The organism is Xanthomonas nasturtii, from assembly GCF_023337365.3.
Taxonomy (GTDB): domain Bacteria; phylum Pseudomonadota; class Gammaproteobacteria; order Xanthomonadales; family Xanthomonadaceae; genus Xanthomonas; species Xanthomonas nasturtii.
The window spans coordinates 558,376-572,386 of the sequence record NZ_CP142084.2; the positions used below are offsets into that span (position 1 = coordinate 558,376).

The window sequence follows — 14,011 nt, forward strand, 5'->3', positions numbered from 1 at the left end:
GCTGTGCATGTCGTCATGTCTGGATACCCCCTTCAGCCGCCGCCAGCTGCTGGCCGCTGTTGCAGGTACCGCGGTGTTGGCCACCGCCCTGCCCACGCTGGCCGAGACACCGCCACCGCCGGATGTGGGCCGCAAGTTCCTGCACTCCAGGCGGCCGATGCCGTTTGCCGGCAACACGTTCGTTGGCCATCTCGAACAGCAGGGCGACGGCTACGACAGCTTCGACCGCGTGCTGGACATCTATCGCGAATTGCCCGAGCACCGCTTCGCCAGCAAGTTCGCGCTACTGCCGCCAAGCAGCTATCACGTGACCTTGCTGGGCGGGGTCAACGAGAGCGACCGCGCGCATGGGCCATGGCCAACTGATATGGCCCGCGATGTCGCACTGAGCGAGATCAATGCTGCGTTTTTATCGCGGCTGGCGCAACGCAGTGCTGCGCCGCTGGGTGCATGCAGCTTTGTGGTCAATCCAGCAACGGCAAAGACTGGCGCCAACGACAATCTGCTCATCCCGCTGAAACCTGCGAACGCGCCGACCGCACAACGGTTGGAAACAGCGCGCCACGCATTGATGACACTGACCCGGCTGCAGCGCCCGGACTACACCAACTTCCAGTTTCATATCTCGTTGGCCTACCTGTGCGAGACGCTCGATCCTGCAGAGCAGGCTGACTACCGTGCTGCAGTCGGCCACTGGCTCAAGCGACTCGCCGCTTCGGGGCCTATCACGATTCCGCGTTTTCATTTTTGTACGTTTGCCGATATGGATGCGTTTCGGACATTGCGCGAGGTGTGAAGTGGAGGTTTGAGAGTGAGAAATTGGCGACGTCCCCCCGATTTTGAGTAGCGCCGCAGTTTGGAGTCCAATTCCCTACCCGAAGGAGATTGGACGTGAAGAAGCGTTTTACTGACGAGCAGGTCATCGGCTTTCTGCGTGAGGCCGAAAGCGGCGTGGCGATCAAGGACCTGTGCCGGCGCCATGGCTTCAGCGAGGCCTCCTACTACCTGTGGCGCAGCAAGTTTGGCGGGATGAGCGTGCCCGATGCCAAGCGACTCAAGGACCTGGAGGCAGAGAACACGCGCCTGAAGAAGCTGCTCGCCGAGCAGGTGTTCCAGAACGATCTGATCAAGGAGGCACTGCAAAAAAAATGGTGAGCGCACCGGCGCGTCGTGCGCTGGTGCGCGAGTGGATCGGGCGAGGGGCCAGCGAGCGTTGCGCGTTGGCCGCGATCGGCATGAGCGCCAGTGCGCTGCGCTATTGCCCGCGCGAGGACCGCAACGTTGCGCTACGCGAGCGCATCGTGGAACTGGCGCATCGCCACAAGCGCTACGGCGTGGGGATGATCTATCTCAAGCTGCGCCAGGAAGGGCGCCTGGTGAACTACAAGCGTGTGGAGCGCTTGTACCGCGAGCAGCAGCTGCAAGTCCGCCGCCGCAAGCGCAAGAAAGTGCCAGTGGGCGAGCGTCAGCCGCTGCTGCGTCCATTGCAGGCCAACCAGGTATGGTCGATGGACTTTGTGTTCGACCGCACCGCCGACGGCCGGGCGATCAAGTGCTTGGTGATCGTGGACGACGCCACACATGAGGCGGTCGCCATCAAGGTGGAGCGTGCAATCTCCGGCCATGGCGTGACGCGTGTGCTGGAGCGGCTGGCCATCCGCCGCGGCTTGCCAAAGGTGATCCGCACCGACAACGGCAAGGAGTTCTGCGGCAAGGCGATGGTCGCTTGGGCGCATGCGCATGGGGTGCAGCTGCGGCTGATCCAACCCGGCAAGCCGAATCAGAACGCCTATGTCGAATCGTTCAACGGCCGGCTGCGCGACGAATGCCTCAACGAACACTGGTTCCCGACACTGCTGCACGCACGCACCGAGATCGAGCGCTGGCGACGCGAATACAACGAGGAGCGACCCAAGAAAGCAATTGGCGGCATGACCCCGTCCGCGTATGCCCAACAGCTGGCCAACACCGATATCATCAACCCCGGACTCTAGACCCGGCCGCTACTCAGGACGGGGGGGGCTGACTCTTCTACTGTTGCAGTATGTACTGGGCTAAGACGGCAAACGAATGCGTCGCGTTGCCGGGCGCATCTGCTCAGGAAGAAGGCGGGCTGCGCCGCACGATGCTTGAGCGTGACCGCTGGTGGCTACAGGCAAGCTGGTCCAGATCCATGCCGCGCCTGATGCCGTCAAGTAGTTCTCCAAGTTCTCAGGGCTCCAGTGCTGGCCATGCCAAGTGGGCAGTCCAGGGGTCTTGGACGAGGACTTCGCGGACTTAGTCATGCCTCTGCTTCCATGCTCTTCACGCAGTGGTTCAAGGCTTCGGCCGGACGCAGCTCAGGCGTAGCGTGGGGCGAACATCAAGGCCCCGGCGCTGACAGATGGCTTTGGACTTGCGCAGCCGTACTTCATGTCGAGTGGCGTCGACCGGCTTGTACGGCTCGTAGGCTTGCAGCTGTACAGAGACCCGGAAGCTCGAGCGAGCCCGTGCGAAGATATGTGCAGTGTTGCTCGCTCCCCAGCAGCTTGGGTATCAAACTAGTTAGTGGGTATCGCAGCGGGTATTGATGAGTGATTTCGGGCTTTGTCCCCTTTTAAAAACAAATAGATAGGCCTGATATGTTGCTCATGCTCGATAACTACGACAGCTTCACCTACAACTTGGTGCAGTACCTGCAGGCGCTGGGGGCCGAGGTCACGGTGGTGCGCAACGATGCGATGAGCGTCGATCAGGTCGCCGCGCTCAAGCCCGAGCGCATCGTGATCTCGCCTGGTCCGTGCACGCCGAACGAGGCCGGTATCTCGCTGCAGCTGATTGAACAGCTGGGGCAGACCACGCCGATCCTGGGCGTGTGTCTGGGCCATCAGAGCATCGGCCAGGTGTATGGCGGCGACGTGATCCGTGCCGGCAACATCATGCACGGCAAGACCTCGCCGATTCGCCACGAGGGCAAGGGCGTGTTCGCCGGCCTGCCGGACAGCTACGAGGCCACGCGCTATCACTCGCTGGTGGTGGACAAGACCACCTTGCCGGATGCGCTGGAAGTCACCGCCTGGACCGAAAATCCGGACGGCTCGGTGGAAGAGATCATGGGCTTGCGCCATCGCCAGTTTCCGGTGGAAGGCGTGCAGTTCCATCCCGAGTCGATCCTGACCCAGCACGGGCATGCGCTGCTGAAAAACTTTCTGCAGCGTTGATCGCGATGGCCGCCATGCACGTTGCCGTCAGCGGCGCAGCTTGCATCGGCATCCACGCACCCGCGTGGCCGGGCTGTGCCAGCACGGCTGCCTACGAGACGATACGCAGCCGATCGCGGACGGCGGCGCCGAGGCATGCAGCCAGCGTTTTTTTCGCCCAGCAAGGCCTGTGCGCTTCGTAGTTAACCGAGATTGCTTCCCAATGAACACGTCCGACGACAGCATGCACTTCTATGAGCCAGCGCGAGGCCACGGACTGCCACACGACCCGTTCAATGCCATCGTGGGCCCGCGCCCGATCGGCTGGATCGGTTCGCGCAGCGCCGAGGGCATCGCCAATCTGGCGCCCTACAGCTTTTTCAACGCTTTCAACTACACCCCGCCGATCGTCGGCTTTGCCAGCATCGGCCGTAAGGACAGCCTGCGCAATATCGAGGCCACTGGCGAATTCACCTGGAATCTGGCCACCCGTCCGCTGGCCGAAGCCATGAACGCCAGCGCGGCGGTGGTGCCATCCGATGTCGACGAATTCGATCTTGCCGGTCTGCAGATGGCGCCATCGCGTTTGATCGATGTGCCACGGGTCGCGGCAAGCCCGGTCAGTTTCGAGTGTCGCTTGAGCCAACTGCTGCAGCTGCACAGTGCAAGCAGTCACGCCATCGAGACCTGGTTGGTGCTGGGCGAGGTCGTTGGCGTGCATCTGGCCAAATCGGCGCTGCACGAGGGCATCTACGACCCGGCCGCAGTGCAGACGATTCTGCGCGCAGGCGGGCCGGCCGATTATTACGAAGTGCAGCCGCAGGCGCGCTTTCGCATGCGGCGTCCAGGCCAATGATCGCCGCAGATGCAGACGCTTCGCCTTGTCGCAACGCTTAGACAGCGCGCTTTCCCACACCGAGCGAGCGCGGCGCAAGCCGCCTGCGTATCCACCCATCACGTTCTGCCACGGTCGTTCCCATGCCCATCACTCCGCAACAAGCCCTGCAGCGCACCATCGAACACCGCGAAATCTTCCACGACGAAATGGTCGAGTTGATGCGGCAGATCATGCGCGGCGAGGTCTCCGACATGATGGTCGCGGCCATCCTCACCGGGCTGCGGGTCAAGAAGGAAACCATCGGCGAAATCGCCGGTGCCGCCATGGTGATGCGCGAATTTTCGCGCCGCGTGGAGGTAAGTGATCGCCAGCACATGGTCGACATCGTCGGCACCGGCGGCGATGGCTCGCACACCTTCAATATTTCCACCTGCGCCATGTTCGTCGCCGCAGCTGGCGGTGCCAAGGTGGCCAAGCACGGCAATCGCAGCGTCTCGTCCAAGTCCGGCAGCGCCGACGCGCTGGAAGCATTGGGCGCAGTGATCGAGCTGCAGCCCGAGCAGGTTGCCAGCGCGTTGGCGCAGACCGGTATCGGCTTCATGTATGCACCGGTGCATCACCCGGCCATGAAGGTGGTGGCGCCGGTACGTCGCGAAATGGGCGTGCGCACCATCTTCAACATTCTCGGCCCGCTGACCAACCCGGCCGGCTCGCCGAACATCCTGATGGGCGTGTTCCACCCGGATCTGGTCGGTATCCAGGCACGCGTGCTGCAGGAGCTCGGCGCCGAACGTGCGCTGGTGGTGTGGGGGCGCGACGGCATGGACGAGCTCTCGCTGGGCGCCGGCACCCTGGTGGGCGAATTGCGCGACGGCCAGGTGCGCGAATACGAAGTGCATCCGGAAGATTTCGGCATCGCCATGTCGGCCAGCCGCAACCTCAAGGTGGCCGATGCTGCGCAATCGCGCACGATGTTGTTGCAGGTGCTGGACAACGTGCCCGGCCCCGCCCTGGACATCGTGGCGCTCAACGCAGGTGCCGCGCTGTACGTGGCCGGTGTGGCCGAGAGCATTGCCGATGGCGTGGTGCGCGCACGTGCGGTGCTCGCCGATGGCTCTGCGCTTGCGCGGCTGGACGCCTACGTGGCCTGCACCCGCCAACTCGCCCTGCAGCCCTGAGCGATGCCGGCTGCCGCACGCGGCGGCAATCGCCCGCCGGCATCCTCACAGTCACGCTGGCATGCTGTGCGCTGGCGTGCAGCCGCGCTCCGGTGCGGCCGTCTTGACCGATAATGCCCGCCCGCCAGGACCCGATACGATGAGCGACATCCTCAACACCATACTTGCCCGCAAGGCCGACGAAGTCGCCGAGCGCAGCGCGCGCGTGCCGCTGGCCGAGTTGATCGCGCGCAGCGCGGATCTGCCGCTCACGCGCGGTTTCGCCGCCGCCATGCAGGCCAGCATCGCCGCCGGCGACCCGGCCGTGATTGCCGAAGTGAAGAAGGCCAGCCCGTCCAAGGGCGTGATCCGGCCCGACTTCCGTCCGGCCGATATCGCGGTCAGCTACGAATTCGGTGGCGCTACCTGCCTGTCGGTGCTCACCGACGTGGATTTCTTCCAGGGCGCGGACGCCTATCTGCGCCAGGCGCGCGAGGCCTGCACGCTGCCGGTGCTGCGCAAGGATTTCACCGTCGACCCGTATCAGGTCTACGAAGCGCGCGTGCTCGGTGCCGACTGCATCCTGTTGATCGTCTCGGCGCTGGACGATGTGCAGCTGGTCGATCTGTCCGGCCTGGCCATGCAGCTGGGCCTGGACGTGCTGGTGGAAGTGCACGACATCGACGAACTCGAGCGTGCGGTGCAGGTGCCGGTGCCATTGATCGGCATCAACAACCGCAACCTGCGCACCTTCGAAGTCACCCTGCGGACCACGCTGGACATGCGTGCCGCGGTGCCGCGCGACCGGATTCTGGTCACCGAAAGCGGCATCGTCACCCATGCCGATGTGCAGCTGATGCGCGGCCAGGGTGTGAACGCGTTTCTGGTTGGCGAAACCTTCATGCGCGCGCCCGAACCCGGCGAGTCGCTGCGTCAGCTATTCTTCGCGCATGACTGAGTCGTATCCCGCACCGCGCGAAGACGCACCGCTGGTGGTCTTCGATTTCGACCACACCTTGTACGATGGTGATTCCGGCAGCCATCTGTTTGCCTGGTTGATCAAGCGCAACCCGTTGCGCCTGCTGGTTGCGCTGCTGGTCTCACCTGTCCTTGGTCCCATGGTGGCACTGCTGCCGACCCGGCGGCGTGGCGTGTCCGGCTATGTGTGGATCGCCACCTTCGGGCTGCACCGCACGCGCGAGTTCAACCGTTTCATCGACGCATACGTGCTCAAGCATGAAGCGCAGATCCGCCAGCGCCTGTTGCCGCATGCCTTGAAGGTCTTCACCGAACACCGCGCCGCCGGCGACCGTGTGGTGGTCGCCACCGGCGCACCGCCGGAGTTGGCGCGCGCAATTCTCGGATTCGTCGCACATCAGGATGTGCCGGTGATCGGCAGCCTGGTCGGCCCGCGCCTGGGCGCGGTCACCGCCCGGCGTCACTGCCATAACGAAGAGAAGATGCGCATGTTGCGCGAGCGCGGCTATGCCGACATCGCCATCGCCTATTCGGACAGCACCGCAGACCTGCCGCTGTTGAAGGCCGCGCGCGCGCCGGTGGTGGTCAATCCCAAGGCCAATCGCGAAGCGTTGTTTCGGCAGGTGCTGCCCGCAGGCACGCCGATCCTCAACTGGGGCTGTCGCGACCGCGGCGGCAAGGCGCTGTAAGACAAGCACACCCATCCAAGCCCCATTCGGTTACGCGCGACGATACTGATGCGCGGTCTGGCCCAACGTGCGCCGTTTGGCACGCCAACCAGCATGGGTGTGGTGTGGTCACGGAATCGACGAATCATCAGGACCGTGACGCAGTCGCGGTGCGTAGCGTGCGGCGTGACCGCTCGAACGCACGCTTATGAGAGGTTTCGCGCAGTGCGTTACTGCCGGCTTGCACCTGCGCCGAACTCAGCCGCATCGCAATTGGATCAAATCGTTGCCCGGCTCGGCCTGCAGCCAGTGCACAGGGCACTGGCTGCACAGTGCCGTCAGCGTGTGCCGTACAGCACGACCGTCTTGCCGCGTGCATGCAGCAGGCCGTCGGCCTGCAGCTTCTTGAGCACGCGCCCGGCCATTTCGCGCGAGCAGCCGACCAGGCGTGCCAGTTCCTGGCGCGACACGCGCAGCTGGGTGCCCTGCGGATGGCTCATCGCTTCCGGTTCCTTGGACAGGTCGTGCAGCGTGCGCACGATGCGGTCGGTCACGTCCAGGAAGGCCAGGCGGCTGGCTTTCCTTGTGGTGTCGAGCAACCGTTTTGAAAGCTGAACGCCGATCGCGTACAGAATCTTCGGCGCGTCCGGCGACAGGCTGGTCTGGAACAGCTGCTGCAGCCGCTCGTAGCTGATCTCGGCAAGCTCGCACTGGGTGCGGGTGCGCAAGATCACCTCGCGGGTATCGGATTCGATGAACAACCCCATCTCGCCGACGAATTCCCCGCTACCGAAGTAGCCCAGCACCAACTCACGGTCGTCATCTTCCTCGGCGATGATGCTCACCGAGCCACTGATCACGTAGTAGAGGGTACCGGCCGGGTCTCCGGGCCGGAACACATCGGTTCGGGTCGGATAGCGCCTGCGGTGGCTGTGCGCCAGAAAACGCTCGATAGTGCCCGCGTCTAGCGCCAGTGAGGGGGTAGCGTTACGTACCGTCGTGGTGACAACCGTCGTGTTTCCTGGGCTCATGGTAGTTCCGCGTGTGATCCCTGAAGCTTAACGGCATGAGTCATGCAAGGTAAACCATTCTCAACATCGGCATTTCGTTGCTGGGACCTTTGGCTCATAATTGACTCCTTTCCCGATTTCCATAAGGACAGACCGACGTGGTCAAGCCGTTGCCTCGCCTGAGGCTACAGGGGTTCAACAACCTCACCAAGGCGCTGAGCTTCAACATCTACGACGTCTGTTATGCGCGTACCGAAGAAGAGCGTCAGCGCTACATCGAGTATATCGATGAGCAGTACGACGCCGATCGTCTGACGCAGATCCTGACCGATGTGGCCGAGATCATTGGCGCCAACATCCTCAATATCGCACGTCAGGACTACGATCCGCAGGGTGCATCGGTGACGATCCTGATTTCCGAAGAGCCGGTGATCGACAAGAAGCAGGCCGGCAAGGAGCTCATCTCCGACGCCGTGGTAGCTCATATGGACAAGAGCCATATCACTGTGCACACATACCCGGAGACGCATCCGCAGGAAGGCATCGCGACCTTCCGCGCCGATATCGACGTCGCCACGTGCGGCGTGATTTCGCCGCTGAAGGCGCTGAACTATCTGATCGAGACGCTGGAATCGGACATCGTGATCATGGACTACCGTGTCCGTGGCTTTACCCGCGATGTGAAGGGCAAGAAGCACTACATCGACCACAAGATCAACTCGATCCAGCACTTCCTCGCCAAGAACGTGAAGTCGCGCTACGAGATGATCGACGTCAATGTCTATCAGGAAAATATCTTCCACACGAAGATGCACCTGAAGGACTTCGACCTGGACCAGTACCTGTTCGAAGAGCGTGCCAAAAACCTCTCGTTCAAGGAGCGCATGAAGATCGAAACGCTGCTCAAGCGCGAGATCGAAGAGCTGTTCCACGGGCGTAACCTGAGCGAGTAATTGTCAAGAACGACCGGTTGCGCGCCTGTTCGAAGGTGCGTCAACGACTCAAGGCGGGACGGCCCGCCACGCGATGACCTCGCGTTCCACAGCCGACGGCGGCCCAGTGTGCAGACACTGGGTCGCTTTTTTTTTGACCGTTTTTTGTGAGGAGTACTGCGATGCCCTGGATCTATCTGTTGCTGGCCGGCCTGTTCGAGATCGGCTTTGCCATGGGACTGAAATACAGCGACGGCTTCACCCGGCTGTGGCCCACCGTGCTGACCATCGGTCTGGCCGGTATCAGCCTGTGGTTTCTGACGCAGGCGCTGAAGACCATTCCGGTCGGCACCGGCTATGCAATCTGGACCGGCATCGGCGCCCTGGGCGTGACCATTGCCGGCATCGCGCTGTTTGGCGACAGCGCATCGTGGTCGCGACTGGCGTGCATCGGTCTGATCGTGGCTGGTGTGATCGGGTTGAAGCTGGTCGGGTAGTCGGTCCCACTTCGCGGGCCCGCCCCCAACGTTCGCTTCGCAAACCTTGGGCCCCGACTCGTTGGCTTCCTATCCCCACGCCTTCGGCCGTGGCCGCACCCGCAGCGCGGGCGCAGCCCCAAAGTTTGCTTCGCAAACCTTTGGGCCCCAACTCAGTAGCTGCCTATCCCCACGCCTTTGGCGCGCCCCCTTAACAAAGGGGGCTTTGCTCCAGTTGGGGTGTCGCGTTCCCGACTCTCGATTCCCGACTAGAGCCGGTAGGCGACTGTCTTCATCAGCTTCGAGGCCAGGGCCATCGCGCTGGGGATCGGGGCCGGGAGGGGACGGGCGCCGGCTTGTTCGGCCTGGTCGGCATGGCGGGCTTCGTCGATCTTCATCACGCGCAGGATGGCGCGGCTGCGCTGGTCGACCGCTGGCAAGGTCTCCAGATGCTCGTCCAGATGGGCTTCGACCTGGCGCTCGGTTTCGACCACGAAGCCCAGGCTCCAGTCATCGCCGCGTAGCCCGGCCAGCGCGCCGAGTGCGTAGCTGCCGGCATACCAGAGCGGGTTGAACAGGCTGGGGCGGCTGTCCAGCTCGTGCAGGCGATCGGCGCACCAGGACAGGTGGTCGGTCTCTTCCTGCGCGGCTTCCAGCAGGTGGTGCTGGGTATGCGCGTCGCGGGCAACCGCGGCCTGGCCGAAATACAGGCCTTGCGCGCAGACCTCGCCGACATGGTTGATGCGCATCAGGCCGGCGGCGTGGCGACGTTGCTGCGGGTCCAGTGCGACATCGGGTGTCTCGGCAGCGGGATTGGGGCGTTCGGCCGGCGGATTACCGAACACCGTGTCCAGCGCGCGCTGGGCTTCGACCAGCAGCCGGTCGAGCGGGCTATGCAGTCGGGAAGGGGAGGTCTGGGTCATGCGTCGATTCTGGCCCCGCTCGACCGCGCTGCCAACCGCCGTGGCTCGGCGGCGGCTGCAACTTGCGCCGACGCCGGGCGTCCCGTACAATCCCGCCTCTTATGTTTCGCCTTCACAACGCGTGGCAAAGTTCCAGTGGTCTTCGGCCACTGCAATCCGCCCGACCACTCAAGAGTTTTCTCATGACTACGTTCACCGCCAAGTCCGAGACCGTTCAGCGCGACTGGTATCTCGTTGACGCCGCCGGCAAGACGCTCGGCCGTCTGTCCACCGAACTGGCCCGCCGCCTGCGCGGCAAGCACAAGCCGGTTTATACCCCTCACGTCGATACCGGCGATTACCTCGTGGTGATCAATGCCGACAAGATCGTCGTCACGGGCAACAAGCTGAAAGACAAGAAGTATCACCGCTTCACCGGCTACATCGGTAACCTGAAGACCGAGAGCTTGGAGCAGGCGCTGCAGCGCCACCCGGAGCGCGTGATCGAAATCGCCGTCAAGGGCATGCTGCCGAAGGGCCCCCTGGGCCGCACCATGTACCGCAAGCTCAAGGTCTATTCGGGTGCCGAGCATCCGCACGCCGCCCAGCAGCCGCAAGTTCTGGATATCTAATCATGGCTATCACGCAAAACTACGGCACTGGCCGCCGCAAGTCCTCCACCGCTCGCGTGTTCCTGCGCAAGGGTACCGGCAACATCACTGTAAACGACCGTCCGCTGGACGAGTTCTTTGGTCGTGAAACTGCGCGCATGATCGTGCGTCAGCCGCTGGAACTCACCAAGAACACCGAAAGCTTCGACATCCTGGTCACCGCCTCCGGCGGCGGCACCACCGGTCAGGCCGGTGCGATCCGTCTGGGCATCGCCCGTGCACTGGTCGAGTACGACGAAACCCTGAAGTCCGAGCTGCGCAAGGCTGGCTTCATGACCCGTGACGCACGCGAAGTCGAGCGTAAGAAGGTCGGTCTGCACAAGGCCCGTCGCGCGACCCAGTTCTCCAAGCGCTGATCCATCGCGTTTGCTGCGTCCCGGTCCGCCGGGGCGCCTGCTTCAAAAGCCCGGTCATGCCGGGCTTTTGTCGTTTTGAGGTTTGACGTCTGTTTGCTGCAAGGCGTGCTGATGTTCTTCGTGAGGGAGGGCGCGCGATGCGCCTCTAGCTGCGTGCGTACGCGGCGCCTGTTTCCGCTGTCTTGCTAAATCAGCTCGCAGGCGAAACCAGAGACGGAGCCTAGGTCAGAGTCGAAACCGAAGTCGAAATGTCATTAATGCCTGGCTGGCGGCATGCGGCACCAGTAGTGCATCTGCATTCGTCAGCTGGATGTTGCTGGGGGAGTTCGGCGTTTCATTGCGGTGCGGCAGCGGTTGGGGTCGTGTCGCGCATGTCGAGGGCAATGCTGCCTGCGCCATGCCTGGGGAGGGGTGTAGAAGCTGGGCCCATGCGCTGTCTGCGCTGCGATCGCAACTATTGGTGACGGACTGTTGTGCCCTCATTCGGCCGAAGTGCGCGTCATGCGGTTGGTCGCTGCATCGCTGTCGAAACGCCGGGCAACAAAAAAGGCCCGATCTTTCGATCGGGCCTTTCGTGTTTGGCTGCCCCGGATGGATTCGAACCACCGATGCCTGAGTCAGAGTCAGGTGCCTTACCGCTTGGCGACGGGGCAATAAAAACGTGTTGATCCAAGATTATCGCATGCCGGTGAGGGCGTGAATACCTTGGTGGCTATGGGTGGACTCGAACCACCGACCCCAGCATTATGAGTGCTGTGCTCTAACCGGCTGAGCTACATAGCCTAGGGAGCCGGCAATTCTCACGATGCATTGCGCTGTTGTCAAGCATTTCGTTTTCAGCTTGTGAGCCGGGCGTCGCCGTGGCAGAGTCGTTGACAGTAGATTTTCAGGAGTCCGCATCGTGATCGATCCGGACGGTTTCCGGCCAAACGTCGGCATCGTGCTGATGCGGCAGGACGGTCAGGTGTTCTGGGCACGACGTGTGCGCAGGGACGGCTGGCAGTTCCCGCAAGGTGGCATGAACACCGATGAGACACCCGTCGAAGCCATGTACCGCGAGTTGCGCGAAGAAACCGGGTTGTTGCCCGAGCATGTGGAATTGCTCGGTGCCACGCCTGGGTGGCTACGCTATCGCCTGCCCAGCCGCGCGGTGCGCCGCAACGAGCGCCAGGTATGCATCGGGCAGAAGCAGGTCTGGTTCCTGCTGCAGTTCACCGGCGACGAATCCCACCTCAAGCTCGACCATACCGATACCCCGGAGTTCGATCATTGGCGCTGGGTGGATTTCTGGTACCCGGTCGAGCATGTGGTGATGTTCAAGCGTGGCGTCTATGCGCGGGCGTTGCGTCATCTGGCGCCCCTGGCGCAAAACCTGGCCGGCCCGGCAGCGGTGGGTGCGATGCCCGAGCGTGCGCTGGAAGCCTGGTTGCCGGGGAGTAGCGCGGCAGGACACGACAGCCCACGCAAGCGTCTACGCAAGCGCAGCGGGGCTCGCCCGGCGCGGATTAATAATGATTAACGTTTGGAATTGACACCTATTCTCGTTTGCGGTGCAATCAGTCCCGGTCCTTTCCGGATCGCCAACACCCGACCGATACCGTGTACGTCTGCATCTGTAATGGGGTCACCGACCACCAGATCCGCGAAGCGGCCGAGAACGGCTGCGCCAGTCTTGCCGAACTGACCATGCGCACCGGCTGCGGGTCCAATTGCGGCTCGTGCCTGGACATGGCCGGCGACTTGTTGCGCCAGGCGCATGCCACCTGCGCGTTGCCGCTGCCCATGCTGGGCCTGGCCAGCGCTGCCTGAGCCTGAGGTCGTTGGCTCTGTGGGCTGCGTGCCTGGTCTGCTGGAGTACCGGTTCAGGCACTGAAGGCAGACGTGCTGGCGTCTGCCCTGCGATGCTGATGGCTCGCGACGATGCGTCGTCTATGCATTGTGCAAACGGTGCGTTACGGCTTCCGCTCCTGACGGCCTGAGCGGCGTCAGGTGGTCGGTGCCGGTAATGCGTAGTTCCAGCTGACGTCGCACTCGATCCGTCAACTCGATTCCCCAGCCGTCATGCGCAGACCAGCCGTCATGCGCAGACCAGCATCCATGCGCTGACCAGCAGCGCCGCCCTGGAGCGGGGCCGGAAGCGTCCCGCAACTGATCACGATTCGCGTTCCTTCATGCGCCGCGCCAACGCGTTAGAGTGCGGCCGGCTCACTGTCTCGGAGACATCGCATGAAGGGCGATACCAAAGTCATCGAGTACCTCAACAAGGTGCTCTACAACGAACTCACTGCGATCAACCAGTACTTCCTGCACGCCAAGATGCTGAAGAACTGGGGCCTGAAGGAATTGGCCGAGCATGAGTACAAGGAATCCATCGACGAAATGAAGCATGCGGACAAGCTGTCCGACCGCATCCTGTTTCTCGAAGGGTTGCCCAATTTTCAGGCGCTGGGCAAGCTGCGCATCGGTGAGAACCCGACCGAGATGTTCCGCTGCGATCTGACCCTGGAGCGCGAGGCGGTTGTCGTGCTGCGCGATGCAGTGGCGTATGCGGAGACCGTCAAGGACTACGTGAGCCGTCAGTTGCTGGTGGACATCCTGGAATCGGAAGAAGAACACATCGACTGGCTGGAAACCCAGCTGGATCTGGTGGCCCGTATCGGCGAGCCGAATTACCTGCTGACCAAGCTTGACGACTGAAAGCGCGTTTGGTCGCGGTGATTGTCTGGCTGTGGGTGTTGCTGCGCGTGTTGCGGCAGGTCGGTTGGGCGCGCTGGTTGCTGGGCGCTGGTAGTTTGCCTCTTCGGGCGCCTTGTTTGGCGAGTGAGGACGCGTGGCTTCGCCCGT

General features: G+C 62.9%; 16 protein-coding genes and 2 tRNA genes. 14 read left to right on the forward strand and 4 right to left on the reverse strand.

The features are described 5' to 3' along the window. The first annotated feature begins 7 nt into the window (after positions 1-7). The 7 genes from M3O59_RS02395 to M3O59_RS02425 all read left to right on the forward strand — a co-directional run bounded on the left by M3O59_RS02395 (position 8) and on the right by M3O59_RS02425 (position 6,841). Positions 8-796, forward strand: coding sequence for a DUF1868 domain-containing protein (locus tag M3O59_RS02395; protein WP_116906326.1), 789 nt, complete (start codon positions 8-10; stop codon positions 794-796). A gap of 95 nt (positions 797-891) precedes the next feature. Continuing rightward, a protein-coding gene (locus M3O59_RS02400; RefSeq protein ID WP_373418991.1) for an IS3 family transposase occupies positions 892-1,994 on the forward strand; the annotation gives its coding sequence in 2 pieces (ribosomal slippage) (positions 892-1,141 and positions 1,141-1,994; 1,104 coding nt in all). Between the two features lie 627 nt (positions 1,995-2,621). Then, positions 2,622-3,200 carry an anthranilate synthase component II gene (locus M3O59_RS02405; RefSeq protein WP_116906711.1) on the forward strand — a complete coding sequence of 193 codons (579 nt, stop codon included), beginning with the start codon at positions 2,622-2,624 and terminating at the stop codon, positions 3,198-3,200. 202 nt (positions 3,201-3,402) lie between these two features. Next, positions 3,403-4,035, forward strand: coding sequence for a flavin reductase family protein (locus tag M3O59_RS02410; protein WP_116906710.1), 633 nt, complete (start codon positions 3,403-3,405; stop codon positions 4,033-4,035). 122 nt (positions 4,036-4,157) lie between these two features. Then, positions 4,158-5,195, forward strand: a complete 1,038-nt coding sequence (gene trpD, locus M3O59_RS02415; RefSeq protein WP_116906709.1) for an anthranilate phosphoribosyltransferase — start codon at positions 4,158-4,160, stop codon at positions 5,193-5,195. Between the two features lie 61 nt (positions 5,196-5,256). Beyond that, positions 5,257-6,132 carry an indole-3-glycerol phosphate synthase TrpC gene (gene trpC / locus M3O59_RS02420; RefSeq protein ID WP_181920654.1) on the forward strand — a complete coding sequence of 292 codons (876 nt, stop codon included), beginning with the start codon at positions 5,257-5,259 and terminating at the stop codon, positions 6,130-6,132. Beyond that, positions 6,125-6,841: a haloacid dehalogenase-like hydrolase gene (locus tag M3O59_RS02425; protein ID WP_064629836.1), complete on the forward strand. Its 717-nt coding sequence runs from the start codon at positions 6,125-6,127 to the stop codon at positions 6,839-6,841. Before trpC ends, M3O59_RS02425 begins: the two co-directional genes overlap by 8 nt. A gap of 317 nt (positions 6,842-7,158) precedes the next feature. On the opposite strand, the gene crp is transcribed toward M3O59_RS02425, so the two are convergent. Beyond that, the gene (crp, locus tag M3O59_RS02430; RefSeq protein WP_010368067.1) at positions 7,159-7,851 is read right to left on the reverse strand and encodes a cAMP-activated global transcriptional regulator CRP; all 693 of its coding nucleotides are present in this window, start codon (positions 7,849-7,851) and stop codon (positions 7,159-7,161) included. 137 nt (positions 7,852-7,988) lie between these two features. Here crp and speD point away from each other — a divergent pair, with 137 nt between their 5' ends. Then, on the forward strand, positions 7,989-8,783 hold the full coding sequence (gene speD, locus M3O59_RS02435) for an adenosylmethionine decarboxylase (protein WP_010368069.1): 795 nt from the start codon (positions 7,989-7,991) through the stop codon (positions 8,781-8,783). Positions 8,784-8,944: 161 nt separating this feature from the next. Then, positions 8,945-9,259, forward strand: a complete 315-nt coding sequence (locus tag M3O59_RS02440; protein ID WP_003483069.1) for a DMT family transporter — start codon at positions 8,945-8,947, stop codon at positions 9,257-9,259. 248 nt (positions 9,260-9,507) lie between these two features. Here the strand turns inward: M3O59_RS02440 and coq7 are convergent, their stop codons facing one another. Further along, positions 9,508-10,161 carry a 2-polyprenyl-3-methyl-6-methoxy-1,4-benzoquinone monooxygenase gene (gene coq7 / locus M3O59_RS02445; protein WP_116906708.1) on the reverse strand — a complete coding sequence of 218 codons (654 nt, stop codon included), beginning with the start codon at positions 10,159-10,161 and terminating at the stop codon, positions 9,508-9,510. 182 nt (positions 10,162-10,343) lie between these two features. Here coq7 and rplM point away from each other — a divergent pair, with 182 nt between their 5' ends. Beyond that, positions 10,344-10,772 carry a 50S ribosomal protein L13 gene (gene rplM, locus M3O59_RS02450; RefSeq protein WP_116906707.1) on the forward strand — a complete coding sequence of 143 codons (429 nt, stop codon included), beginning with the start codon at positions 10,344-10,346 and terminating at the stop codon, positions 10,770-10,772. Between the two features lie 2 nt (positions 10,773-10,774). Next, on the forward strand, positions 10,775-11,167 hold the full coding sequence (gene rpsI / locus M3O59_RS02455; RefSeq protein ID WP_016902423.1) for a 30S ribosomal protein S9: 393 nt from the start codon (positions 10,775-10,777) through the stop codon (positions 11,165-11,167). Between the two features lie 579 nt (positions 11,168-11,746). Here the strand turns inward: rpsI and M3O59_RS02460 are convergent. Continuing rightward, positions 11,747-11,820, reverse strand: a tRNA-Gln gene (locus tag M3O59_RS02460). A gap of 53 nt (positions 11,821-11,873) precedes the next feature. After that, positions 11,874-11,950 (reverse strand) — tRNA-Met (locus tag M3O59_RS02465). Positions 11,951-12,068: 118 nt separating this feature from the next. On the opposite strand from M3O59_RS02465, the gene M3O59_RS02470 reads away from it, so the two are divergent. From M3O59_RS02470 to bfr, 3 genes are all read left to right on the forward strand, one after another. After that, the gene (locus M3O59_RS02470) at positions 12,069-12,686 is read left to right on the forward strand and encodes an RNA pyrophosphohydrolase (RefSeq protein ID WP_064629840.1); all 618 of its coding nucleotides are present in this window, start codon (positions 12,069-12,071) and stop codon (positions 12,684-12,686) included. Between the two features lie 80 nt (positions 12,687-12,766). Beyond that, on the forward strand, positions 12,767-12,976 hold the full coding sequence (locus tag M3O59_RS02475) for a (2Fe-2S)-binding protein (RefSeq protein ID WP_116906706.1): 210 nt from the start codon (positions 12,767-12,769) through the stop codon (positions 12,974-12,976). A gap of 417 nt (positions 12,977-13,393) precedes the next feature. Then, positions 13,394-13,864, forward strand: coding sequence for a bacterioferritin (gene bfr / locus M3O59_RS02480; protein WP_064629844.1), 471 nt, complete (start codon positions 13,394-13,396; stop codon positions 13,862-13,864). Positions 13,865-14,011 lie beyond the last annotated feature (147 nt).